Annotated in this window: 19 protein-coding genes; 5 read left to right on the top strand and 14 right to left on the bottom strand. The window is 48.2% G+C overall.

Annotation, left to right across the window (positions count from 1 at the left end; translation table 11 throughout):
- Positions 1-2 precede the first annotated feature (2 nt).
- Complete coding sequence (locus tag DWV34_RS09710) at positions 3-986, bottom strand: hypothetical protein (protein WP_022260869.1); 984 nt, start codon at positions 984-986, stop codon at positions 3-5.
- A 174-nt stretch (positions 987-1,160) separates the two neighbouring features.
- Between DWV34_RS09710 and DWV34_RS17395 the strand changes: the two genes are divergently transcribed.
- On the top strand, positions 1,161-1,604 hold the full coding sequence (locus DWV34_RS17395) for a hypothetical protein (RefSeq protein ID WP_187115060.1): 444 nt from the start codon (positions 1,161-1,163) through the stop codon (positions 1,602-1,604).
- 42 nt (positions 1,605-1,646) lie between these two features.
- Here the strand turns inward: DWV34_RS17395 and amrS are convergent, their stop codons facing one another.
- From amrS to DWV34_RS09745, 5 genes are all read right to left on the bottom strand, one after another.
- Positions 1,647-2,474 (bottom strand): AmmeMemoRadiSam system radical SAM enzyme, encoded by an 828-nt coding sequence (gene amrS / locus DWV34_RS09725; RefSeq protein WP_022260868.1) that lies wholly within the window; start codon positions 2,472-2,474, stop codon positions 1,647-1,649.
- A gap of 4 nt (positions 2,475-2,478) precedes the next feature.
- On the bottom strand, positions 2,479-3,864 hold the full coding sequence (gene amrA / locus DWV34_RS09730) for an AmmeMemoRadiSam system protein A (protein WP_022260867.1): 1,386 nt from the start codon (positions 3,862-3,864) through the stop codon (positions 2,479-2,481).
- On the bottom strand, positions 3,855-7,622 hold the full coding sequence (locus DWV34_RS09735; protein WP_118476157.1) for a diguanylate cyclase domain-containing protein: 3,768 nt from the start codon (positions 7,620-7,622) through the stop codon (positions 3,855-3,857). The genes amrA and DWV34_RS09735 overlap by 10 nt, the downstream gene beginning before the upstream one ends.
- 788 nt (positions 7,623-8,410) lie before the next feature.
- Complete coding sequence (locus DWV34_RS09740) at positions 8,411-9,106, bottom strand: LiaF transmembrane domain-containing protein (protein ID WP_006568590.1); 696 nt, start codon at positions 9,104-9,106, stop codon at positions 8,411-8,413.
- A complete protein-coding gene (locus DWV34_RS09745; protein ID WP_009289121.1) occupies positions 9,103-9,564 on the bottom strand; it encodes a LytTR family DNA-binding domain-containing protein in 462 nt (153 codons plus the stop codon). The genes DWV34_RS09740 and DWV34_RS09745 overlap by 4 nt, the downstream gene beginning before the upstream one ends.
- 143 nt (positions 9,565-9,707) lie before the next feature.
- On the opposite strand from DWV34_RS09745, the gene DWV34_RS09750 reads away from it, so the two are divergent.
- Positions 9,708-10,490: a Cof-type HAD-IIB family hydrolase gene (locus DWV34_RS09750; protein ID WP_009289122.1), complete on the top strand. Its 783-nt coding sequence runs from the start codon at positions 9,708-9,710 to the stop codon at positions 10,488-10,490.
- A 50-nt stretch (positions 10,491-10,540) separates the two neighbouring features.
- Here the strand turns inward: DWV34_RS09750 and DWV34_RS09755 are convergent, their stop codons facing one another.
- Genes DWV34_RS09755 through DWV34_RS09765 form a run of 3 tightly spaced genes read right to left on the bottom strand, consistent with a single transcriptional unit; the run spans position 10,541 to position 14,926 of the window.
- Entirely contained in the window at positions 10,541-12,319 is a 1,779-nt protein-coding gene (locus DWV34_RS09755; protein ID WP_022260905.1) for an ABC transporter ATP-binding protein, read from the bottom strand.
- Positions 12,312-14,042 (bottom strand): ABC transporter ATP-binding protein, encoded by a 1,731-nt coding sequence (locus tag DWV34_RS09760; protein WP_118476159.1) that lies wholly within the window; start codon positions 14,040-14,042, stop codon positions 12,312-12,314. Before DWV34_RS09760 ends, DWV34_RS09755 begins: the two co-directional genes overlap by 8 nt.
- A complete protein-coding gene (locus DWV34_RS09765) occupies positions 14,039-14,926 on the bottom strand; it encodes a cation diffusion facilitator family transporter (protein WP_022260906.1) in 888 nt (295 codons plus the stop codon). Before DWV34_RS09765 ends, DWV34_RS09760 begins: the two co-directional genes overlap by 4 nt.
- A 160-nt stretch (positions 14,927-15,086) precedes the next feature.
- Between DWV34_RS09765 and DWV34_RS09770 the strand changes: the two genes are divergently transcribed.
- On the top strand, positions 15,087-15,602 hold the full coding sequence (locus DWV34_RS09770; RefSeq protein WP_009289126.1) for a ferritin-like domain-containing protein: 516 nt from the start codon (positions 15,087-15,089) through the stop codon (positions 15,600-15,602).
- 9 nt (positions 15,603-15,611) lie between these two features.
- On the opposite strand, the gene DWV34_RS09775 is transcribed toward DWV34_RS09770, so the two are convergent.
- From DWV34_RS09775 to DWV34_RS09785, 3 genes are all read right to left on the bottom strand, one after another.
- The gene (locus tag DWV34_RS09775; protein ID WP_118476161.1) at positions 15,612-16,418 is read right to left on the bottom strand and encodes an MBL fold metallo-hydrolase; all 807 of its coding nucleotides are present in this window, start codon (positions 16,416-16,418) and stop codon (positions 15,612-15,614) included.
- Positions 16,415-17,197 (bottom strand): 4Fe-4S binding protein, encoded by a 783-nt coding sequence (locus tag DWV34_RS09780; protein ID WP_118476163.1) that lies wholly within the window; start codon positions 17,195-17,197, stop codon positions 16,415-16,417. Before DWV34_RS09780 ends, DWV34_RS09775 begins: the two co-directional genes overlap by 4 nt.
- A gap of 62 nt (positions 17,198-17,259) precedes the next feature.
- A complete protein-coding gene (locus DWV34_RS09785; protein ID WP_227051975.1) occupies positions 17,260-18,384 on the bottom strand; it encodes a DUF6070 family protein in 1,125 nt (374 codons plus the stop codon).
- Positions 18,385-18,503: 119 nt separating this feature from the next.
- Between DWV34_RS09785 and DWV34_RS09790 the strand changes: the two genes are divergently transcribed.
- Positions 18,504-19,631 (top strand): zinc-dependent alcohol dehydrogenase, encoded by a 1,128-nt coding sequence (locus DWV34_RS09790; protein WP_009289130.1) that lies wholly within the window; start codon positions 18,504-18,506, stop codon positions 19,629-19,631.
- On the opposite strand, the gene DWV34_RS09795 is transcribed toward DWV34_RS09790, so the two are convergent.
- Together DWV34_RS09795 and DWV34_RS17985 are read right to left on the bottom strand one after the other, a co-directional pair.
- Positions 19,628-20,587: an amidohydrolase gene (locus tag DWV34_RS09795; RefSeq protein WP_330416998.1), complete on the bottom strand. Its 960-nt coding sequence runs from the start codon at positions 20,585-20,587 to the stop codon at positions 19,628-19,630. The genes DWV34_RS09790 and DWV34_RS09795 overlap by 4 nt on opposite strands.
- Positions 20,530-20,787 carry a hypothetical protein gene (locus DWV34_RS17985; protein ID WP_330416999.1) on the bottom strand — a complete coding sequence of 86 codons (258 nt, stop codon included), beginning with the start codon at positions 20,785-20,787 and terminating at the stop codon, positions 20,530-20,532. Before DWV34_RS17985 ends, DWV34_RS09795 begins: the two co-directional genes overlap by 58 nt.
- A gap of 157 nt (positions 20,788-20,944) precedes the next feature.
- Between DWV34_RS17985 and nox the strand changes: the two genes are divergently transcribed.
- Positions 20,945-22,285, top strand: a complete 1,341-nt coding sequence (gene nox, locus DWV34_RS09800; RefSeq protein WP_118476168.1) for a H2O-forming NADH oxidase — start codon at positions 20,945-20,947, stop codon at positions 22,283-22,285.
- Positions 22,286-22,289: the final 4 nt, after the last annotated feature.

The raw sequence follows: 22,289 nt of genomic DNA on the forward strand, positions 1-22,289 counted from the left end.
TCTTATTCTTCCATGATCTCTTCCGGCGTAAAGCCCCGGTATCTCCACTGCCGGGTTCGTTTCTGCCAGCGTGCGCAGCAGGCCAGGAATTCCTCTTTTTCATGTGTCTCATTCAGAAAAATACCGGCGTCTTTCATCAGAAGGAACATTTGAGAGACACCGCCTCCTAAGAGCAGATTGTCTTCCAGTGCGGTCATCAGTTCCGCAAACGACAGGGGATTGTGTTTCCTTTTCTCCAGAAACTTTCTCAATTCCTTGTACTCAGGTGCATCTACATCCACATATTCTTCATAATACAGACGGATCTCCTCCTGATCTGGTATGTAATACGGCAGGTTTTTCACCTCATTCATAAGGTTTAGGCAGACTCTGGTATCCGAAATTTTGGAGGAGATCACGTAGCGCCCTTCGACACGGTAATCCCCGTAGACTTTTTCGGAGAATTTTAAAAATCTCGAAATTTCCCCTTTCCTGAGAGGTGTGCTGTGAAACTCTTCCCACACCCTCATCAGCTGTTTTTTTTCATAAACGCCGTACAAATGGGCCAGAGCTCTTGCATACCGGTAAAACTCCTGGTTGCGGACGACTGTCTCCCTGTTTTTTGTATTGGACAGGAATCTTGCGATCTTTGCTTCTACTTCGGGCGGCACAACTAACTTCCTCCCGCCGTCTTCACCGAACACAAAAAGCCAGCCTCTTCTCTGGTATGTCCAGATCCCGGTGCTTTCCCCGTCCGGCTCACTCAAAAGCAGCTTCAGTCCTCTCAGATCTTCGGAAGAGCTGTATTTTAAAACGGCTGGCGTCTGGGCTAAAATCTCGTATTCCAGTTTCTCCACCAGTTCATGCTTCCTGTACCGTGTGCCGTCCATTCCATAAAAAGAGGCAATCTCTAAAAGCTGGCTCTTTGTATAACACTGAAGGCAGTCCAATAAACCTTGTGCAGAGCTTTTCAGAATTGTCCATTTCATTTCTTTTTTCTGCTCCATCTTGCACCTCTTTTCTAAACTGTACATCTTTTTTTTATTTTACCATAGAATACGTATCCTTCCTACCAGTATACAATATACTTTTTCTCTGAAGCATCTTCCCCCTCGTTTTTTCTTTCACATATTTTATCCGGCACCATAAAATATAGAAAGACAAATTATGGATGTGATGTTTTGAATCATTTTACTGTCTCCTGCCAATCCATGGGAAGCCATCTGCCCTCCTGCGCCCAATATAGTATTGATGCCGATTCTGCCTCCGAAAGTCTCCTTCCCTTGTTTCAGGTCTTTGAACAGGGCGGACAGATCAGACAGGCAGATGAACATACAGCCATATTGATGCCGTCTTCGTTTTACTTTGTAAGCTATCATTTTATTGCGGGTCCCGGAAGCTGGAAGTATTTTCGTATCCTTCCGTGCATTAACAGCAATCCCGCGCTTTTATATGCTTCTTTTTCCCCCGCCGCCTCAGACGGGCTTGCATCGGCATCGGCTTGTTTTATCACAGATAAAGCCCTGCACAGCCCTGCTTCCCTGAGTTTCCGGGTGAGCTATCCGGAATCTCCAAAAGCCTTCAGCATTACGGGGGCCGTGAGCATTGCAGCATATGATGCCTGAACACAGGAGAGAACAGCAAGGACCATATCCCGCTGTTCTCTCTCAGCAGTTTCCCACAAATACATATTTCAAATAAGCTCTCGCTGTCTCTGCCAGCCGGTAGACCTCTTCGGTTTCCGTGGCCTTCTTGTCCGCCATGTTCCATATCGGAAAAAACCGGTTCACGTGAAGCGGAATGTCCGGATTTACAGAGGCCACCCAGGCGGCCATCTCCTCCATCTCTTCCCTCGAATCATTTTCTCCGGGAACGATCAGTGCGGCAAGTTCCACATGACATCTGTCTGCCGCTTTTTTGATAAAATTCTGTACCGTCCCCAGATCTCCTCCCAATTTCCTGTAGTAATCTTCTCTTATGCCTTTCAAGTCCACATTCATCGCATCAATATAAGGAAGCAGCGATTCTTCCACGGCTTCAGAAAAGGCACCGTTGGTCACCAAAACATTCTTCATTCCGTACTGTTTTACTATTTTTGCCGCGTCTCTCACATATTCATAACCTGTCAGCGGTTCGTTGTAAGTATATGCGACTCCGATGTTGCCTCTGGCCCTGAGTTCCGATGCCTTGAGTGCAAGCTTCTCCGGTGCAAGAAAGACCGTCTCCGCCTCATCTGCATTCTTCATGGAAATGTCATGGTTCTGGCAGAAGGGACAGTGTAAGTTGCATCCGAAGCTTCCCACAGACAGTATGACGCTCCCAGGATAAAACATAGAAAGCGGTTTCTTTTCGATAGGGTCCAGAGCCAGGGCAGTAATCCTGCCATAGTTTTCACACACGATCATACCGTTTACATTTTTCCTGGCCCCGCACCTTCCAAACTGGCCTGGTTTCAGCCTGCAGCGGTGCATGCATACCGTACATGTCTCTTTCATCTTCTCACCTGTGCCTTATGACTTCAAACCGTTCGACCTGTACAGATTCCTCTTCTCCGATTCCGGCTTTTTGTTTTGCAATCTCAATCTGTTCATCCACGGTATCCACGCCGGAAAGATTCGGAAGCAAAAGCCCTCTCCGCCCTCCCCGTGTTACGATGACTCCATATTTTTGGGCATCTAGTTCCTCCATTGATGTTACCTTCTGAGTCTTTCCCAGGACATCCACGCTGTACTCCAGCTGAGCCAGTTCTTCTTCTCTGACAGGAGAGAATCTCGGATCTCTTGCTCCGGCGCTGACTGCATTTTGTATGATTTCCTCCGCAACAGAAGATTTCGTCGCACATATAGTGCCGATGCAGCCTCTCAGCCTTCCCTCTTTCTTCAGAGAGACAAAGACTCCTGCCCTGCTGCTCAAGAGGTCTTCCGGAAGCCCTTTCGGAACTCCGATCATAGTTCCGTTTCTCACATAAGATTCCAATGACAGCCTCGCCAGACGCACAAAGCTGTCTTCCCTGGCCTGCCTTCGCTCCGCCTTCTTTCTCTGAAGTCTCACATACTCGTCCTTAAACTTTCGGCCCGGGTCCTCCCTGAGCGGCTCAAAGGCACAGACCCCATATCCCACGCCAAAAGGCCCCTCGTAAGAGAGTTTCTCCGTTTTCACTGCTATGCCGTCCAGGGCTCCTGCCAGCATCACAAAAGCCCTGTGGCCGCACTCTCCTGCTTTCTCAAGAAATTCCTCGTCAAAATTAAAAAGCTCCAGAAAATCTCCGCTTTCCATAGTCTTCATGATCCTGCTGTCATAACGCGGACCTTCCTCACAGTATCCGTAAGGCCCGTCCTCCATCAGCCGGTGGGACAAATCTCCGCTGGCAATAAAAACTGTCTTTCTTCCAAGGCAGTCTGCCGCCTTTTTCACATACTGCCCCATTGTATAGTGGTCAGAAAGAGAAAGACCCGAAAGGCTGATCCTGACCGTCTGAAACTCCTGATAAGTCTGCTGTATGAAATAGATAGGAATCATCGACGCGTGATCCAGCTGTTTCTCCTGCTCTCCTGCAGTGCCTGCCATAAATCCGTCTTCTTCGGCCAGCCGCGTGATCAGTTCTGTCATTTCCCGGTCATAGCCGGTACTGATCCGGCTCTCTTCCGCTCCAAACTGTGAGAAATCCCCCCGGGCCCCGTCTCCCGGAGAAATGTGAAAGTAGTCCGTATACATGACAGAGTGGGGTGTCGCGATCACGACTGTCTCCGGGGCAAGACATGCGATCTTTTTTCCGGCTTCTCTGTAAGCTTTTACGGTGTCTGCCGCCGCCTGCTCCTTTCCGCATCCCACCCCGGGAATGAGCAGCGGGGGATGCGGTACCATAAATGCACCAATTACAGCCATTTTCCATCATCCTTTCTGTGGTATTTATATTTGGTAATGTCATGGCAGGACAGCATACATGCATCTTTTTCTCCCCACCGGATCAGCGATGCATCTGCTTCCGTCCATACATTCAGGACAGGATTGAAAATCTCCATGGTCCTGTTGATATTTCTGCTTATATTCTTTGCCGGACACTCCTCACACGGCCTGGTCCTTGCAAAAAACACCTCATAGCAGTACATTCCTGTCTTCACATCCGGTGCCATCCTGTTTGTCTTTTCGTTGATATAAATCAGATGAAAATCATCGGGGTCGATGATATAGATCCAGGAATTCTGGTTATCAAGAGCCATCTGAAGGCCTGCGGCAGTTTTCTCGGCCCTGTCTTGTGCCCGCTTTTTTAATAAAAAAACCGAAAGGAACATTGCGGTCAGTGTCAGAGCATAAATCTGATCCTTCGTCCACATTCTCCTGATAACACACTCGTCAAATCCCACAAAGCCTTTGCATTCACCCCCATCCCTGATAGCGCACTGAAGGACTGATTTGATCCCTCTGAGCTCTAACGCTTCCTTCTGTTCTTTTGGAAGCTGCGCGATATCAGGGCAGTAGAACAGCCCGTTCTCATCAAAATTATTCTTGCAGTGTGCTTCAAACTGATCATCGGATATAGTCTGGCGATATTCTGCCAGCGGCCTGATGCCCCTGCTGCACCATTCAAATGTATTGGCGCACCCTTTTTCCGATTTCTCGAAGATATAAGCCCTGCTCACGCCGAAATGTCTGCCTGCTGTCTTAAGAATCGAATCTACCGCTGTCTCCAGATCTTTCTCTTCACATATCTTTTGAATGATCTGCTCGATCAGATCATTTATTTTCTTCCCCTGTTCTTCGTTGGAATCGATCCTCGTATTTGCGGCAGGCAGTATTCCGGGAAAACCGCCCCCCTGTTCTGACAGTGAATGCTCATACAGGCTGTACCCGTTTTTACCCCTGGATTTTGCATCATACAGTGCCAGATCACTGTGTCTGAACAAGTCTTCAAAACGGGTCCCGTCCTGAGGGCAGCAAGCGATTCCTATGCTTGTGGAAAACTCGCAGGATGTCATATTCTGCCGGAACATAGACTGAAAAGATTCCCTGATCTTTTCCGCCCTGCTCTTCAAGATATCTACCCTGCGGATATCCTTCATAAAAATCAGAAATTCGTCGCCGCCGATCCTTGAAATAACATCTTCTTTCCTGAGCACTCTCGTGAGAACCGATGATATCTCCTGAAGCACGGCATCCCCGAACATATGCCCGTACCGGTCATTGATCAGTTTAAAATCGTCCACATCAATAAGCATCATGGCTGCCATTTCTTTTGGATCTCTTCTTTCCAGATAGTATTCAATCTCTTTTCTGGCAGTTTTTCGGTTGTAAAGTCCGGTCAGTTCATCTCTGGACGCCTTTTCTTCCAATGCCTGTGAAGCTCTCTTTTCATCGTCAATATCTGCCATGATCCCCACGGCTTTAAACGGTTTTCCGGCCCGGTCGAACTGAGCCGTAGCTTTTACTTTGTACCAGCGGTAGCAGCCGTCCCTGTCCGCGAGGCGGAACTCAGCCTGCCCATACGGCATGCTGCCTCCCATATCACGGAGCAGTTCTTCCACAACTTCCAGATCTTCAGGATGAATATGGGACTGTGTCAGCAGTCTCTCACTGGCTTCCTCCATGACCGGAATATATCCGAACTTCTTCTCCCAGTTGGAAGAGTACAGCATTTTATCCTTCTTCATATCCCATTCAAAAATGACATCATTGGACTGTTCCATGATGATTCTGTGTCTTTCAAGAGTCAGCCTCAGTTCCTCCTGAGCCTGTTTGGACTGAGTGATATTGATCAGTGTCCGGAAGATATGTTCCTTTCCGTCCGTCCCTGTCACCAGATTTCCCTTATCCAAAACCCATATGATCTGCCCGTCCCTTGCCACAACGCGGTACTCCAGTTCAATAACATTCCCCGAACTCAGCTGTTTTTTCGTCTGAGCCAGGACTTCCTCCCGGTCAGGCGGGTAAATGACCTCAAGATAATGTCCGCGGAATTTTTCTTTGATTTCCCAGGCCTCATAGCCGAGCAGATTTTCCAGCCCTTCATTGATCTGAAGCATCGTAAAATATTTATCGTTTAAGCACTGCTGGATACCCCCGAGAAGGTTTCCTGCTCCCCCTGTGCCCGGAATCCTGGAAGTTCCGGGCTGCTTTAATTCTCCTGCTTCTTTCAACTCTTTCCAGACCAGCATGATCCTTCTCTGGTAAGGGTGCCCGTCGGAGATTCTGAGAATCGTACATTCACACCAGCCGTATGTTTTCAAGTGCCTGTCGTAAATGCGGAATTTCCGGCTTATTTTCATCAAACCGTCATCGAGAAACTGTTCCAGATCCGGTCCCAGAAAATGAAGCATGCTTTCCCGGTCCTCCGGGTGTGCAGATTTTTCCGCAAAATTTTTCAGGACATCTTCAAACCGGTCTCCGGATTTTAATGCTGAGAAGTTACTGCTGGCCGCATATACAAGATGGTGAATGCCTGTTCCAAGATCCACTTCCATAACTGTAGAGTCTGCATATCTCAGAAGAGTAAAATATTTTGCCTGCCCCATCTGAAGGGTGTCTATCGCTTCCCTGTGATGGTTTTTTTCCGATATATCCAGATCCGAAGACTCCCCTTTTGGCACGCTCCTGTCCGCATATATTTCTGAATATTCTGCAAATATGTCTTTTACATTTTTAAAAGATTCCAATAATTTCGGAGAAAAAGTCCCGCACTCGCCGTTCAGGATCATCGTAAATGCCTTCTCCGGAGCGATAGCTTTTTTATAGACCCTGTCAGTGGTCAGGGCATCGTAGCAGTCTGCAATCCCCACGACCTGGGCATAGATCGGGATGCTGTCCCCTTTCAGACCGTCCGGATACCCCCTGCCGTCCCACCGTTCATGGTGGTATCTGCATATATTATACGCATATTTAAGGTATTGTCTGTCACTCATCCGGTCCAGACCTGCAAGAATCTCACATCCTTTGACCGAATGGGTCTTCATGATCTCAAATTCTTCTTTTGTGAGGCGGCCCGGCTTGTTTAAGATTGCATCGGGGATTGCGATCTTGCCGATATCGTGCATGGATGAGGCGCTGACGATCATCTGGATCTCGGAATTTTCCAGACCGTATTCCGGGTAACTCAATGCCACATCATGAAGCAGTGCTTTTGTAAAAATCCTGATCCGCCGGATATGCTGTCCCGTCTCTGCGCTGCGGTATTCGATTATGGACGAGAGGGCATCGATCATGGCAGAGTTGGACTCCCTGAGCCTTGCCGCCTGTTCCTCGATGAGTTCTTCCTGGTTCAGCCGGTGCTGATTCAGCTCAACAATATTCTGAACGCGCCGTTTCACCACATAGGGTTCAAAGGGTTTCATAATGATCTCGGAAGCCCCCATGTCAAAAACCTGCATCTCATTCTGGACTGAATCTTCTGCTGTGATGACGATCACAGGAAATTCAGAGATCATGCCGCTTTGCCCGATCTCCTTCAATACTTGAAACCCGTCTTTTACAGGCATGACCAGATCCAGCAGCACCGCGGCGATCCGTCCGTGGTACTGCTCCAGAAGGACGTGAGCCTGCTGTCCGTTTTCAGCCTCAAGAAGATTATAATCTGCTTCAAACACTCCTCGGAGGATGACACGGTTTATCTCCATATCATCAACGATTAAAATAGTGTCTCTTCCTGTCATCACATTTCCCCCGTTACTTCACTCCAAATATTTCCGCTTTTATTTCCAATTTACACTATATTATTAATTATAACACAAAACAAGAAGAAAAACGGAACAAAGTGGGCAAACCCACACTTCATCTCCCCAACCCCTCACTCTTTGTGGGGCTTGACAACTTTGCGTACCAGATGCGATTTGACGTAGTCAAATGATTTCCTTACGCATCTGTGTGCAACCCGCGGAACGTTTTTTGTTACTTAGGAAAGACTCTCACGCATTAGAGTGACAAGGTCTTTCCTAAGTAACAAAAAACAGCCGGATAAACCAGCTGTTTTCATACGATATTTTCCACTCTGCAATCGTTTTTTCTTCATTTGCTTTCTCTGACAGATACTGCGTTAAATTCACTTGACAATACCTGTTAAGTTTTTATTTATACAGTACAGTGTGCAAAAAACGATCGCAGATGGCATCTTTGGTTTCTAAGTAACCTGCTCCAGCAGATATTACGTCCATTTTGACCAGTTTGGAGGCCCTGCATTCGAAGAGATGTTAGTTTTTCTTCTTTCAGCAAAGGCTCGGAGGCAATGAGGTTCGATTCACTAAATTCGCACTTCGCCTACGGCTCCTGCTCATTAAGTTCCTTCGAACGGCCTTCGTACTAAGCTCAGTTCGCACTTCGTTTGCCTTCCCTAAGTACTCTAGGCCAGCGTCAGCGAGTTCCGAATAGGCCGCCGCAGAGACTTTGCTGAAAGTTAGAAAATCTTACGTCTCTAAGACAGCAAGCCGGAAAACTGGTCAAAATGTCACACATAGATAATCGTCACTCCCCCAAAGCTGATTCTTCCGGTCAGTCTGATCCGTATCGTACCGTCGCCGTGGTTCCTGTTTTTCTCATCCACAGCCCCGAAGACAGCACTGGCCTGATTGATCACCGTCCACTCTTTCGGCAGGAAAAGTTCCATCCCGGCAAACGATACGTCCACATTGATTTCAGCATCTCCACCCTCTACTTCTGCGTTGTCGAAGTAAGCCTTGATCTCCCCGAAGCTTACGTCAAACTGTGCATATTTGAAATGATCAGAATTTACATATTTGACGGTAGAACCGAATGTAGTTCTGTGGCAGACAGCAGTTCCGTCCTCCTCGTCAATGACTGACTCAAACGGCTCATCTCTGTGCCATTCCTTCCATCTCTTTTTCCTGGAAGGAAACAGCAGATGGCACCCGATGCTTCCCAGGAGTGCAGCTCCTAATACCGGCCATGGCGTGACAGCGGTGATTCCCAGCGGCCCTGCATAAATGATGCAGAGAAATGCAATGGAAAACAGGATTCCCGTATACTCCAGATGCATCAGGCTTTTGATCAGCATAGCCGCAAAAAATATCGTCAGCATGAGGCTGAATACACTGACTTCTCTCAAGTATCCCAGTCTTCCAAAAATAATAAACACTGCTCCAAAGATAAAAAACAATCCCCAGAAAATCTTTTCTTTCTTCATCTCCCGATCCTCTTTTCTTCTAATTTTTGTTTCAGCGGTTTCAGATAAAGTCTCGACACATACAGCTGTTTATGGGTATGTTCAAACTGTATGATGCCGGAAGCCGATATCCCCCTGCTGATGGAATAGATCCTGTTGGTGTTGACAACGGCCGACTTTGAGATCCTCATGAAGGACCCCGGAAGCATCTCTTCCAGTTCATACAGCCGGTACCTGGTCTCGTAGATATCATCCGCCGTGTGCACGTTGATGGTGTTTCCGTCTGTCTCAAAAAACAGAACCTTGGACAAGGGAAAATAGTACTCCTGCTCTCCCTTGGAAAACACGGCCGTCTGTGTCCCGGATGCTGCCTCCGAGACCGCTTTCTGCACTTCCTGGACGATGTCATTTAAACCGGCACACCGGATGATGACCTCTTCTTCCATTAAATTTTCATCAATCTCAATCTGTATCTTCATCTTTTCATCTCCACGCCTTTATTATAGCAGAGCCCGTGAGGCTGTAAATGAAAAACAGCCAAGTGGTAAAAAACAGAGGGTAAGTGACACATTCCTCTGTATATATGGTATAATAGCTGCAATCAGAATGGAGGTATCATACTATGTCCAAAAAAATTTTTTTCTTTGATATCGACGGGACCCTTGCGGATCAGGAAGACATCCTTCCCTCGAATCAGAAAGCCCTTCGGGAACTGAGGTTAAAAGGACACACGGTCATGATCGCATCAGGAAGGCCCGCCGGCTATATCAGGCGTATGTTTTCCGGGCTGTCCGACGGATTTATCGCCGCAAACGGCAGACGCATAGAGCACGAGGGAAACGTCCTGCTGGACAACAGCTTCACCGTCGCAGAACTGAAAGAAATCATTAAGCTGTGCAGGGTTTCCCAGTGCTCCTACTGTCTCCTCGGAGACGGCGTCGTATACCACGGCAATCCGCTATATCTGTACGGACATACGAGACCATACGAATCCATCGATGTAATTCATGAAGATAGCTGGGACATCCGGGATGTCAGAGCCTATGCATTTGATATCATCTACAAAGATGCGGCACATCTAAAGACAATCAAGCAGAATTTTGACGGCAAATATATCATTAACGACCACTTTGACGGCTCCGCCGATGTCTCCAGCGTATCCTTCAACAAAGGACATGCTGTTGCCTATACGACCAGTGCCCTCGGCTTTTCACAGGATGACAGCTATGCATTCGGAGACGGAGACAATGACGTTCACATGTTTGAGGCCGCCGGTACGGCAGTTGCCATGGAAAACGCAACCCGGGCAGCGAAAAAAGCCGCAGATTACGTCACCCGCCATTATAAAGAGGATGGAATTTTCCATGCCCTGAAACACTTAAAAGTAATCAGCTGTCTGCTTTAATACAAAAAGAAAAATCACCAGACCTGCGAAACTACAGTCTGGTGATTTTTTTATGTGGAAAATTGTGAGTGGTAAAGCTGTTCGTAGTATCCCTTTTTTTCAAGCAGTTCCGTGTGCGTGCCGGTCTCGACGATCCGGCCTTCTTTCAGCACGAGGATCAGATCTGCATTTTTTATCGTCGACAGCCTGTGGGCAATGACAAAGCTGGTCCTTCCGGCCAGCAGCTTATGCATGGCTTCCTGAAGTATCTTTTCAAGCCTTGTATCCACGGAAGATGTGGCTTCATCCAGAATCAAAATTTTCGGGTCCTTTAACACCGCCCTTGCAATCGTAAGAAGCTGTTTTTCACCCTGGGAAATATTGCTTCCTTCTTCGTCGATCTCCATATCATAACCTTTCGGCAGCGTCCGGATAAAGTGATGAACATTTACCGTCTTGGCCGCGTCGATCACCTCATCCTTTCTGGCATCCAGCCTTCCATACCGGATGTTTTCATAAATCGTTCCGGAAAACAGCCATGTGTCCTGAAGGACCATGCCGAACATGCTTCTTAAGTCTTCTCTTTTCATGGACTTGATATCCACGCCGTCAATCAGGATTCTTCCGCTGTCTGTGTCATAGAAGCGCAGCAGCAGGTTGATGATCGTTGTTTTCCCGGCCCCTGTAGGACCTACGATAGCGACCATCTGGCCGCTTTTTATATGAATATCCAAATCCTTTATGACCGGTTTGTCTCCGTATCCAAAGGCCACATGCTCGAATGAAACCTCTCCTCTTACATCCAAGATGCGTGTTCCCGGTTTTGGATCTGGAATCTCCTCAGGTTCATCGAGGATCTCGAAAATTCTTTTCATCCCTGCAAATGCTGCCTGTATCTGTGCTGAAAGCTGGGCCACCTGTGAGAGGGGTTCATTGCACTGCCAGATATATCGGATGAAAGCCTGGAGATTGCCCACGGTCAGCATCCCCTGTATGACAAAGACAGTCCCGGACACCGCCACGCCTCCGATACACAGATATACAGACAGAGAAATCAGCGGACTCATCATGGAAGAGACAAACTGTGCTTTCAGAGCATGCTTCTGGAGTCTTCCGTTGATCTCTTTAAACCGTTCCTGGGAAGACTGCTGCCTTCCGAACAGCAGGATCTCATTGTATCCCGTATATAGCTCCGTGATCGTCCCGTTCAGTTCTCCCAGAGAATCCTGCTGCGCCTTGAAGTGCTTCTGGCTTTTCCTTACCACAGCCACACTGATCAGAATACTGACAGGAATGATCAGCACGACCAGCCATGCCATCACCGGCTGAATGGTAAACACCATCACAAGGACCAGGATGAGCGTCAGGACGCCGCTGATAACCTGGGTAAAGCTCTGCTGCAAACCGTTGGATACCGAATCGATATCATTTGTCACCCGGCTTAACGTATCCCCAAAGCTGTGGGTATCGAAATATTTCACCGGAAGCCTTCGGATCTTATCCTGCACCGCATTTCTCATATCATGCATGGCGCTCTGGATGGAATTGGTCAGCAGAAACATACTGATGACCTGGGATGCCATCTTTATGATATAGATTACCGCCAGTACAGCAAGAATTTTCACGATCACATCAAACTGTACTCCCGCGCCGGGTACTTTTCCTGCAATCTGCGCTGCGTCTTTGGCCAGCTGGGTGGTAATCATTCCCTCGATCCTTGGCGCCGAGGTCATGGCGGCCACGCTTAAAACCGTCATCACAACCGCTCCGATGAATCCCCATTTATAAGGAGCGATAAACGGCCTGAGTCTGCTGATCACCGCACCTGCCTGTTTTATTTTCTTAATCATGGGCCAGTTCCTCCTTATCCAGCTGGGATGCGGCGATCTCCTGATAAATCCTGCAGCTTTCCAGCAGTTCTTTATGAGTTCCGGCTCCCACGACCCGGCCCTCATTGAGCACCATGATCTTATCTGCATCCATGATGCTGGTGATTCTCTGGGCTACGACCATCATGACCGCGTCCTTCAAAACCTTTTTCAGTTCTTTTCTGAGCTTTACATCGGTCTTAAAATCAAGAGCAGAGAAAGAATCGTCAAAAATATAGACTTCCGGCTTTCTCACAAGTGCCCGCGCGATGGAAAGCCTCTGCCTCTGTCCGCCGGATACATTGGTTGCATTTTCCGTGATCTGCACGTCAAACCCGCCTTTTTCCATGATAAAATCATATGCCTGGGCGGTTTTTGCCGCCTCCTCCATTTCTTTCAAAGAGGCATCTTCTTTTCCAAACTTGAGGTTATCAGCGATGCTTCCGGAGAAAAGCATAGCCTTCTGCGGTATAAAACCGATAGAATTTCTCAGAGACTTAAGATCGATCTCCCTGATGTCCTTCCCATTGACCAGAATCCTTCCGCCGGACACATCATAAGCCCTGGGTACGAGATTGATCAGAGTGCTTTTCCCGGAACCCGTGCTGCCAATAAATGCAATCGTCTCTCCCTTTTTCACAGTGAAGGACACGTCGGTGAGCACTGCTTCCTCCCCGTCCGGGTATGCGAAGGTCACATGGTCAAACGTGATCTCATCAATGCGGATAGGGCTGCCTCCTTCTCCCGAAGCATTTTCAACTGCCGGCACAGCGTCGAAGATTTTTGTAATCCTCCTGGCGCTGACCGCCGCTTTCGGATACATCATGAAAACCAGACAGAACAGCATAATAGAGAACATCACATGGAACAGATAATCCATGAAGGCTACCAGCTGTCCAATGTTCAGCCCTCCCTGCTCTATCATAATGCTGGAAATCCAGTAAATGAGCATGCCGGCTAAATTCATAAGAAAATAAAAGGCCGGCTGAGTGACAGACATCAGTTTAAACAGCTTTTTGGAATATCCCATATAGGCACTGTTTGCCTCATCAAAGCGCTTCTTTTCATGCCGGTCGTTGGTAAACGCCCGGATGACCCGGATACCGCTGATATTTTCCTTGGAAATGCGGTTGATCCATTCCAGCGAAGACTGCTGGCGCTCACTTAAAAGTTCAGAGCGTTTTGCCACAATGATCACACCTACGACGATAAAGGGAACCGTCCCCAGGATCACCATGGAAAGACTCAGAGAAGCTTTCAGCACAAGCACGATGCTGCCAACAGTCATTACCGGGGTCATCAGCGCGGTGCGGAACAGAATATTCAAAAACATCTGAATCTGAAAAGCGTCGTTGGTCGTCCTCGTAATCAGGGATGCCGTCCCGAATTCTTTGAATTCCCTGTGTGAAAATTCCTGCGTCTTTTCAAACATGTCATTTCGGATGTCCCGCGTAATCGAAGTGGACAGATAGGCACAGCAGTAGCCCAGCAGGATCGTCCCAGCAGTTCCGAGCAGAGAGATCAGGAGGATCACTCCTCCCATCTCAAAAATAAAAGCCGTGTCCTTTTCCGATACGCCCCGGTCGATCATCCACGCTACGATGGTCGGTATCCCCAGCTCCACGAGAGCAAAGCCGAATACCGAAAAAACATTCAGCGCAAACATTTTTTTATAATGTTTCAAGTAAGATAAAATTAGTTTCATTTTGTCATTTCCTCGTTCATTCCCCCATCTTCATTCTTGACGGGATTTACGTGTACCATACAATGTTTCACCGGCGCAAACTTCTCCTCAATTTTCAAGTGGACTTTTTCCGCCGTCTCGTGGGCCTTTCTGAGCGGAAGATTCCCGTCCATACAGATTTCCACATCCACATATACCCTGGCTCCGAATTTTCTCGTCCGGATATCATCAATCCCCCTGACTCCCTTCTGGTCAAGGATCACGCTTCTCATCTGTTCCACCGTCTCCCTGCTGCACGACTCATCGATCATTTTGCGCACGGCATCTGCGAAAATGTCGTAGGACGCTTTTACGATAAAAATGCAGATCACTACACTCGCCAGGGGGTCCAGAATCGGAAAACCCATCCTGGCTCCCAGGACGCCGACAAAGCTGCCGACGGAAGACAGTGCGTCAGAGCGGTGGTGCCACGCATCCGCCATCAGCGCAGCAGAATCAATTTTCCTGGCCGCATTCCTCGTATACCAGTACATTCCCTCTTTGACGGCTATGGAGATCAGGGCGGCCGCCATGGCCAGAGCTCCGGGAATCACAAGTTTTCCCTGATCCCCCGCAAAAATCTTCTGAAGTCCGGCCGCTCCTATGAAAAGCCCTGTGATGCACAGTACTGCTCCCAGCAGGACCGCCGCCACACATTCCATCCGTTCGTGGCCGTACTGATGTTTTTCATCTGCTTCCCTGGAAGCCAGAACAACCCCCGCCATGACAATGACCGTGCTGAACACGTCGGATGCAGAGTGGGCCGCATCCGAGATCATGGCTCCGGATCTTGCCGCAATGCCGGCAAATAACTTAAATGCCGACAATATCAGGTTTACAAGAATACTATTGACAGACACTTTCATGGCTATCCGTTCTTTTCTTTGCTGTCTCACCGGTCCCTACACCCTTCAAATCTGAGTACTTATAGAATATGCATATTCTCTGAAAATGTACGATAAAGATTCACCGTCTGTCCGGGTGTGCATATTATAAAAACAACTGAAACAGCAAAGGATGTTTTATATGACATTTTGTGATTCTTACCATCCGGCGGTCACAGACCCCCATCCCTACCCGCCTGTAAAAGCAGCCCGGCGGAATCCCCGGTATGCGGAAATGATACTGCCAGCACTGAGAGCCCAGTCCAGCGAACTGACGGCTGTCACCACATATATTTATCAAAACTGGATCTTCTTTAAAAAGTATTCCTCGCTGGCCGATACTCTGATGAAAATAGCAAAGGTGGAAATGCACCACATGCAGATGCTCGGCACACTGGTCTCCCTTCTGGGCGGCGATCCCAGATTTGCGGAAGACCCCTGCCAGTGCTGGAGCGGAGATGCCCCTGATTATACAAAGGATCTTCACCAGGCACTGAAAAGCAACATGGAAGCAGAAGAGGCTGCCGCCAGCTTTTATCTGGAGACTGCCTCTAAGATACAGGACCCGTTTGTCTGTGCTGTGCTGAACCGGATCGCCATGGATGAAAAAGTCCATGTTCAGATCTTCCGTCATTATCTGGGTGCTTCTGGCTGCTGACATTTTTCGTTACAGCTTCAGCACCTCCAGGTCATCGGGCACATAGACATTCCCTGAGTACAGCAGTTTGACCTCTTTTGTATACTGCTTCTTCCGATTCTTTAAATCGGTATCCTCCGTATGGTAAAGCACCAGATTTCTGACTTTAAGTTTTTCGGCCAGATTCCCGGCGTCCAGCGCCGTGCTGTGGTGCTTTTCATATGGATGGAAAATATCCCTCATACCGTACAGACAAAAGGCTTCGCAGAGCATCCAGTCTGCTCCTTCCACATAGGGCTTACATAAGCTGTTGTACGGTTCATCACCAAGACATACCAGTGAAATGTCTTTCTCCAAATCCGTTCGAAATCCAAATTGCTTCGCCTTTGTGGAATGTATATCAAAAAAACGGACACACATGTCTGAGATCTGTATCCCTTCTCCGTCTTTTACTTCCTGTATTCGTATTTTACTGCCCAGAAACTTTAAGAATTTTCCGGCCAGCGTCAGTTCGCATATCTCCCTAAGAACCTTCGCCGCCTCATCGTGGCAGTAGATCGTAAAACGTCCGTGATAGGTTTCGGCGAGCATCATAGCAGCGGCTTTCCTTATGATCCACACGGCACCGAGAATGTGGTCTGTGTGGGCATGGGTTAAAAACATATGGCGGATCTGTTCAAATGGGATCTGTGCTTTTTCCAATTGTGAAAGGATCCCATTTCCTCCCCCCGCATCCACAAGAAAATATTCTTCCTCATTCCGGAGAGCAAAGCATGTATTATAGCACTTGGTAACCATCGCATTTCCGGTTCCAAGCATAATCAGTTCCGGCTTCATAAAATCAACTCATTCCTTTTTCGTTCACTGCACTCTTTTTTCAGTTTCACAGATGCTGCCATGAGCACCGGTCTGCTGACTTTCCTCGCGTGTTCCGGACAGACGGCGATGCACCGCATACAGGAGATACATGTTTCCTTCAGTGTCTCTTCCGGATGCTCTGCGGGTATGGCGCCGACCGGACAGAGACGGGCACACAGGCCGCACTTCTTACACTGTTTACCGGCAGAAGGCTTCATGGGAACTCCATTGTACTCCCGGTATGGCCGGTTTCCTTTCACGGAAAGTTCTGTCATGCCTTCGATATCTTCTGTCTGCTGTATCTTTTCCCGGATTTTCACAGCAAAATCCGTGAGTTCACTCTGATCCCGGCTGTCGGGCCTTCCTTCTGCATACTGGCGCATAATGGAATGTTCCGCCGCCGCAGCCACGGCTGCCGCAGGAACAAATCCCTGCTCCTCTGCCAGGTCTTTCATCTCAAGAAGAGTGTCGTCATAATCCCGGTTCCCGAATGCGGTCAGAAGGATGATCGGTGTCTTTTGTCCCTTTAAATTCCGAAACCGTTCTGCAGCCGGAGCCGGCACTCTTCCCCCGTAGGACGGAACTCCGAAGATCACCAGATCCTGTGCACCAAATTCGTGTATTTCCCTTTCCTTTGGTATCCTGGAAAGATCAATCTCCTGATGCGTTTCTTCCCATGCTTCACCAATCAGTCTGACAATGCGTTCCGTGCTGTATGTAGGGCTGAAAAATACTTCCGTCACTTTTGATATTTCCATACTCAAAACCTCCTGACTTCGCTTTCTGCCATTATAACAGAAAACTTTATCGTCTGGTAGCTTTATCGGTTCCTTTTCTGGTAATCCAAAACTCTCTCTTTATCTGCTGTTCTGATCTGATTCCCAATATAACGCACCCTGCCGTCCCCAAATTTTTTCAGAGTTACTTTATGGCGGAACAGGCAGTCCGTCCCCTTTTGTTTTAAAACAGCATCCACGGTGAGAACGATTCTTCCATCTCTTTTATGCTCTGCCCCAATCACCTCAGGAACCGGCATACTTTGGGGAATTAAATTTCCGCACCTTAAAGGCTCCCACAGATAACGTGTTCCGTCTTCGCTTCTGTCTGCCCGGACACGGATCTGTCTCTTTGAAAACGGAAGATATTTTTGCAGCAGAAGTTCAAATTCTTCAGATGGAATCCCTTTTGTCCCGTTGTCCCCGTCAAAATGTCTGCCGGTCTCTATGCGGTACAGATACTCATAGAGATCATTTACATAAAGTTTTCCCGGCTTTTTTTCATTCCAGTCGATAAGAAACAGATTATTTCCCCTGTAACCCACCGGTTCAATATATTTCCTGCAAAATCTGCGGTATTCTTTTTTAAGAGGGCGGATGCGGATCATGCTGTGGGTATCCATCTCCTCATTTTCTGTATGTTTGGTCTCCCAGATCAGCCATCCTTTCTTCGTCAGCCTCCAGGAGGATGCTTCCTCTTTTTTTACATAGGATACTGCCGGATTCCCCTGTTTGTTCCAGTCCAGATAAGCGTCTGTGAATTCCGCTTTGTTTCCTTTCGGCTTCAGTTCATATCTGTGGATTCCGCCTGATCTGGTGACACAGAAAAATACGGCGGAAGTCTTCCCGCCCTTTCCGGCTTTCAGCAAATCTTTCTCCACTGTCCGTCCATTCTGCATATCGCAGTCATTTTCCATACACGCGGCAGAATATCCGCATGTTCCAAGCCGCTGAACAATCTTGTGGATCTCCCCTTTTTCCAGCACAGGATTCATGCCTTTCCCTTTGCCTGCGGATGCATAAATTGTCTGATAGCAGTCTGCCGCCGCACAAAGTTCTTTTTTGATCTTTTCTGTCCTTCCTTTCGGATTCTTATTCGTTTCTGTGGCGCAGGCAGAAAGACAGAAAAGGCATCCCAGCACTGGGATCAAAATTTTTATGATTCTCATAGTCATTTGTCTCCTTTTTTAAATCTTACATCTGTAAGAATTAATTGTCAAGTATAGCTGTCTATGACAAAAGCCATATTAAAAAGTAAATATGATATTTAGAAAGGACGGTACAAATTATGGATGCGATTGTTTATCACGGAGTGAAAGATGTGGGAGTGGAAAAGGTTCCGGACCCAAGGATTGAAAGGGAGGATGATATCATCGTAAAAGTGACTTCCACGGCCATCTGCGGCTCCGATCTCCATCTGATCCACGGCCGGGTTCCTGCCCTGAATCCGGGATTTATTCTCGGACATGAGACCATGGGAATCGTTGCAGAAACTGGAAAAGCCGTAACCAATGTAAAGAAAGGTGACCGGGTCATCGTTCCGTTCCCTGTGGCCTGCGGACACTGCTTCTTCTGCGAACACGGGGAATACAGCCAGTGCGACAACTCTAATCCAAACGGAGGAGCCGGCGGCCTGTTCGGGTACAGTGACGCCTTCGGCGGATATCCGGGAGGACAGGCACAGTATCTGCGGGTTCCTTACGCCAATGTAGGGCCTGTGAAAGTTCCGGAAGAACTTGAAGATGAGCAGGTCTTATTCCTGACTGACATCCTCCCCACCTCCAGATGGGCCGTGGATATCAGCGGCATGAAACCGGGTGACACCGTCGTGGTCTTAGGCTGCGGCCCTGTCGGCCTTTTGACAGTCAAATGGGCCTTTTTGCTGGGTGCAGAACGTGTCATTGCCGTGGACAGCGTAGACTACAGGCTGCGGCATGCGGCATCCTACGGCGCCGAGGTCATGAATCTTAAGGACTATGATAACACCGGTATGGAAATCAAAGAAAAAACCCACGGCGGCGCCGATGTTGTCATCGACTGCGTGGGTATGGACGGGAAAATGTCAGTTGTAGAAAAAGTGGAATCCGCCCTGAAACTCCAGGCCGGCTCCAAGTCTGCCATCGAGATCTCCTCCGAAGCGGTGAGAAAATGCGGCACCGTGGCAATGATCGGTGTCTACGGCGGAAGATATAATCTGTTCCCTCTGGGCAACTTTTTTGACCGGAATATCACATTGAGAATGGGTCAGTGTCCTGCCCAGAGGTATGTGGACCCAATTCTTTCACAGATCGCGGACGGTTCCTTTGATGCCACGGATATCATCACCCACCGCCTTCCTCTGAGCAAAGGAAAACACGCCTATAAGATCTTCGATGAAAAAGAGGATGAGTGCATCAAGGTCATCTTAAAGCCTTAACTCTTATCTCCCTCATGGTAAACAATCTGCCCATTGATGATTGTATAAAGAGTCTTGGTAAGGGTATTCACCGGATTGTCAGAAAAAACTGCGATATCCGCATCTTTACCCGGCTTCAGGCTTCCGACCCGGTCATCCACACGGCAGATCTTAGCGGCATTGATGGTCACCGTCTTCAGTGCTCCTTCCATGGACATGCCCTGTTTCACGGCCAGTCCTGCGCAGAGAGGCAGATACCGGATCAATGATACCGGATGGTCTGTCATAATAGCCGTCAGGACCCCAGCCTTTTCTAAGATCCCGTTGGTCTTGAAGCTCATATTCTGTACTTCAATCTTGGACCGGGCAGTCAGATCAGGACCGATAATTGCAGGAAATCCGGATTCTGCAATTTCCTCAGCGATCAGATGGCCTTCCGTACAGTGATCCAGGGTCAGGTCAATCTCAAACTCCTTGGCGATCCGGATTGCGGTCAGAATGTCATCTGCCCTGTGGGCATGGGTCTTTAGCGGAATCTTTTTTTCCAGCACGGGAAGCCACGGTTCCATCTGAAAATCTTCTTTTTCCAGTATTCCCTCCTGTTTCTCTTTCTGGTACTGTTTTGCCTGAAACAGCACTTCCCTCAGGAGTGCAGCCGTTCCCATCCGTGTTCCGGGCATGAGGTCTCTCCCACCGTATTCATTTTTGGGGTTTTCTCCGAAAGCAGCTTTCATTGCCGCAGGATTGAGCACTGCCATTTCATCGACACACCGTCCGTGTGTCTTTAAAAATATGGACTGGCCTCCCACCACATTTGCACTGCCGGGTCCTGTCATCAGTGAAGTGATCCCTGCGATAATCGCATCGTGAAACGCAGGGTCCATCGGATTTACTCCGTCCACAGCCCTCACGGCAGGAGTTATAGGATCTGTAGCTTCGTTGCAGTCATCTCCTGCCGTACCTCTTTTCTCCTCCATAATTCCCACATGGCAGTGGGCATCAATGAGTCCCGGCATGACCCAGGCCCTTTCACATCGAGGACTTCTTCCCCCTTACCCGGCGACGGTGCCTGCTCCATTTTCCCCAGTTCTTTTATTACCTCACCTTTCGTCTGTACATATCCGTTTTCTATTGTTTTTCCTTCCATAGGAAGGATTTTCCCGTTTATAATCAGCATCGTTTTATTCCTCCTGTAACTAATGTCTCAAGCAGTATTTCCCAAAACAGAATTTTCAAACAGCGGAGCATTTTCCCGGACACATCAATAATTTTTTCTTTTTTTGGCATACTGATTATGATACGAAGTCTTATCAGATATAAAGGAGATTAAGATTATGCCAAAAAAAATCATTGTCATCGGTGTGAATCATGCAGGTACTGCAGCGCTGAATACGATACTCGACAATTATAAGGATGTGGACGTCACCGCCTTTGACGCCAATTCCAATATTAGTTTCTTAGGCTGTGGAATGGCACTCTGGATCGGGGGACAGATTTCCGGGCCTGACGGACTGTTTTATTCCAGCAAAGAAATATTGGAAGGGAAGGGCGCAAAGATCTATATGGAGACCTCGGTCAATTCCGTAGATTTTGACAGCAAGGTCGTCTATACAAAGGATGCAGCCAGCAAAGACTGTGAATACCCTTACGACAAGCTGATCCTTGCCACAGGCTCTACTCCGGTGGGACCTCAGCTGCCAGGCATGAGCCTTGAAAATGTACAGTTTGTAAAGCTCTATCAGAATGCGGCTGAGGTCATCGAAAAGCTTGGAGATACCTCTATAAAGAAAGTCGCTGTCGTCGGAGCCGGATATATCGGTGTGGAACTTGCCGAGGCTTTTCAGAGAAACGGCAGAGAAGTCACTTTAATTGACTGCGCAGACACCTGCCTGTCCGCCTATTATGACGATATGTTCTGCAAACGCATGGAAAAGCAGCTGTCTGACCACGGAATCCATCTGGCATTTGAGGAAAAAGTCGAACGCCTGGAAGGAAACGAAAAAGTCGAGAAGGTGGTCACAGACAAACATACTTATGATGCCGACATGGTCATATTCTGTGTAGGATTCCGCCCCAACACAAAACTCGGAAACGGCCAGCTTAAGCAGTTCCACAACAATGGAGCCTATCTTACGGATCTCATGCAGCAGACCAGCCGCCCGGATGTCTATGCCGTAGGTGACTGTGCCACCGTTTACAACAACGCCATCGAAGATACGGATTATATCGCACTTGCCACCAACGCCGTCCGTTCCGGAATCATCGCCGCCCACAATGCCTGCGGCACAGAGCTGAAATCTCCGGGAGTACAGGGTTCCAACGGAATCAGCATCTGGGGCTTAAACATGGTGAGCACCGGGCTTTCCCTGGAGCGCGCAAAAAAGCTGGGTTTTGACGCCGCAGCCACAGACTATGAGGACTGGCAGAAAGCCGGATTTATGGAGAAGGACAACTATAAAGTCGTAATCCGCATCGTCTACGACAAAAAGACCAGACGCATCCTCGGTGCACAGCTTTGTTCCGACTATGATATCTCCATGGCAATCCACCTGTTTTCTATGGCCATCCAGGAAAAAGTGACCATTGATAAGTTAAAACTGTTTGACCTGTTTTTCCTTCCCCATTTTAATCAGCCGTACAATTATATCACTATGGCCGCACTGAACGCAGAATAGGAGT

Origin of the sequence: Anaerostipes sp. AF04-45 (genome assembly GCF_003461725.1) — a bacterium.
In the GTDB taxonomy this organism is placed as follows: domain Bacteria; phylum Bacillota; class Clostridia; order Lachnospirales; family Lachnospiraceae; genus Anaerostipes; species Anaerostipes caccae.

Bases quoted from the DNA above. Each gene is read 5' to 3' on its own strand.
- DWV34_RS09710 (WP_022260869.1), bottom strand. From the start codon at position 986: ATGGAGCAGAAAAAAGAAATGAAATGGACAATTCTGAAAAGCTCTGCA.
- amrS (WP_022260868.1), bottom strand. From the start codon at position 2,474: ATGAAAGAGACATGTACGGTATGCATGCACCGCTGCAGGCTGAAACCA.
- amrA (WP_022260867.1), bottom strand. From the start codon at position 3,864: ATGGCTGTAATTGGTGCATTTATGGTACCGCATCCCCCGCTGCTCATT.
- DWV34_RS09735 (WP_118476157.1), bottom strand. From the start codon at position 7,622: ATGACAGGAAGAGACACTATTTTAATCGTTGATGATATGGAGATAAAC.
- DWV34_RS09740 (WP_006568590.1), bottom strand. From the start codon at position 9,106: ATGAAGAAAGAAAAGATTTTCTGGGGATTGTTTTTTATCTTTGGAGCA.
- DWV34_RS09745 (WP_009289121.1), bottom strand. From the start codon at position 9,564: ATGAAGATACAGATTGAGATTGATGAAAATTTAATGGAAGAAGAGGTC.
- DWV34_RS09750 (WP_009289122.1), top strand. From the start codon at position 9,708: ATGTCCAAAAAAATTTTTTTCTTTGATATCGACGGGACCCTTGCGGAT.
- DWV34_RS09755 (WP_022260905.1), bottom strand. From the start codon at position 12,319: ATGATTAAGAAAATAAAACAGGCAGGTGCGGTGATCAGCAGACTCAGG.
- DWV34_RS09760 (WP_118476159.1), bottom strand. From the start codon at position 14,042: ATGAAACTAATTTTATCTTACTTGAAACATTATAAAAAAATGTTTGCG.
- DWV34_RS09765 (WP_022260906.1), bottom strand. From the start codon at position 14,926: ATGAAAGTGTCTGTCAATAGTATTCTTGTAAACCTGATATTGTCGGCA.
- DWV34_RS09770 (WP_009289126.1), top strand. From the start codon at position 15,087: ATGACATTTTGTGATTCTTACCATCCGGCGGTCACAGACCCCCATCCC.
- DWV34_RS09775 (WP_118476161.1), bottom strand. From the start codon at position 16,418: ATGAAGCCGGAACTGATTATGCTTGGAACCGGAAATGCGATGGTTACC.
- DWV34_RS09780 (WP_118476163.1), bottom strand. From the start codon at position 17,197: ATGGAAATATCAAAAGTGACGGAAGTATTTTTCAGCCCTACATACAGC.
- DWV34_RS09785 (WP_227051975.1), bottom strand. From the start codon at position 18,384: ATGAGAATCATAAAAATTTTGATCCCAGTGCTGGGATGCCTTTTCTGT.
- DWV34_RS09790 (WP_009289130.1), top strand. From the start codon at position 18,504: ATGGATGCGATTGTTTATCACGGAGTGAAAGATGTGGGAGTGGAAAAG.
- DWV34_RS09795 (WP_330416998.1), bottom strand. From the start codon at position 20,587: ATGGAGGAGAAAAGAGGTACGGCAGGAGATGACTGCAACGAAGCTACA.
- DWV34_RS17985 (WP_330416999.1), bottom strand. From the start codon at position 20,787: ATGCTGATTATAAACGGGAAAATCCTTCCTATGGAAGGAAAAACAATA.
- nox (WP_118476168.1), top strand. From the start codon at position 20,945: ATGCCAAAAAAAATCATTGTCATCGGTGTGAATCATGCAGGTACTGCA.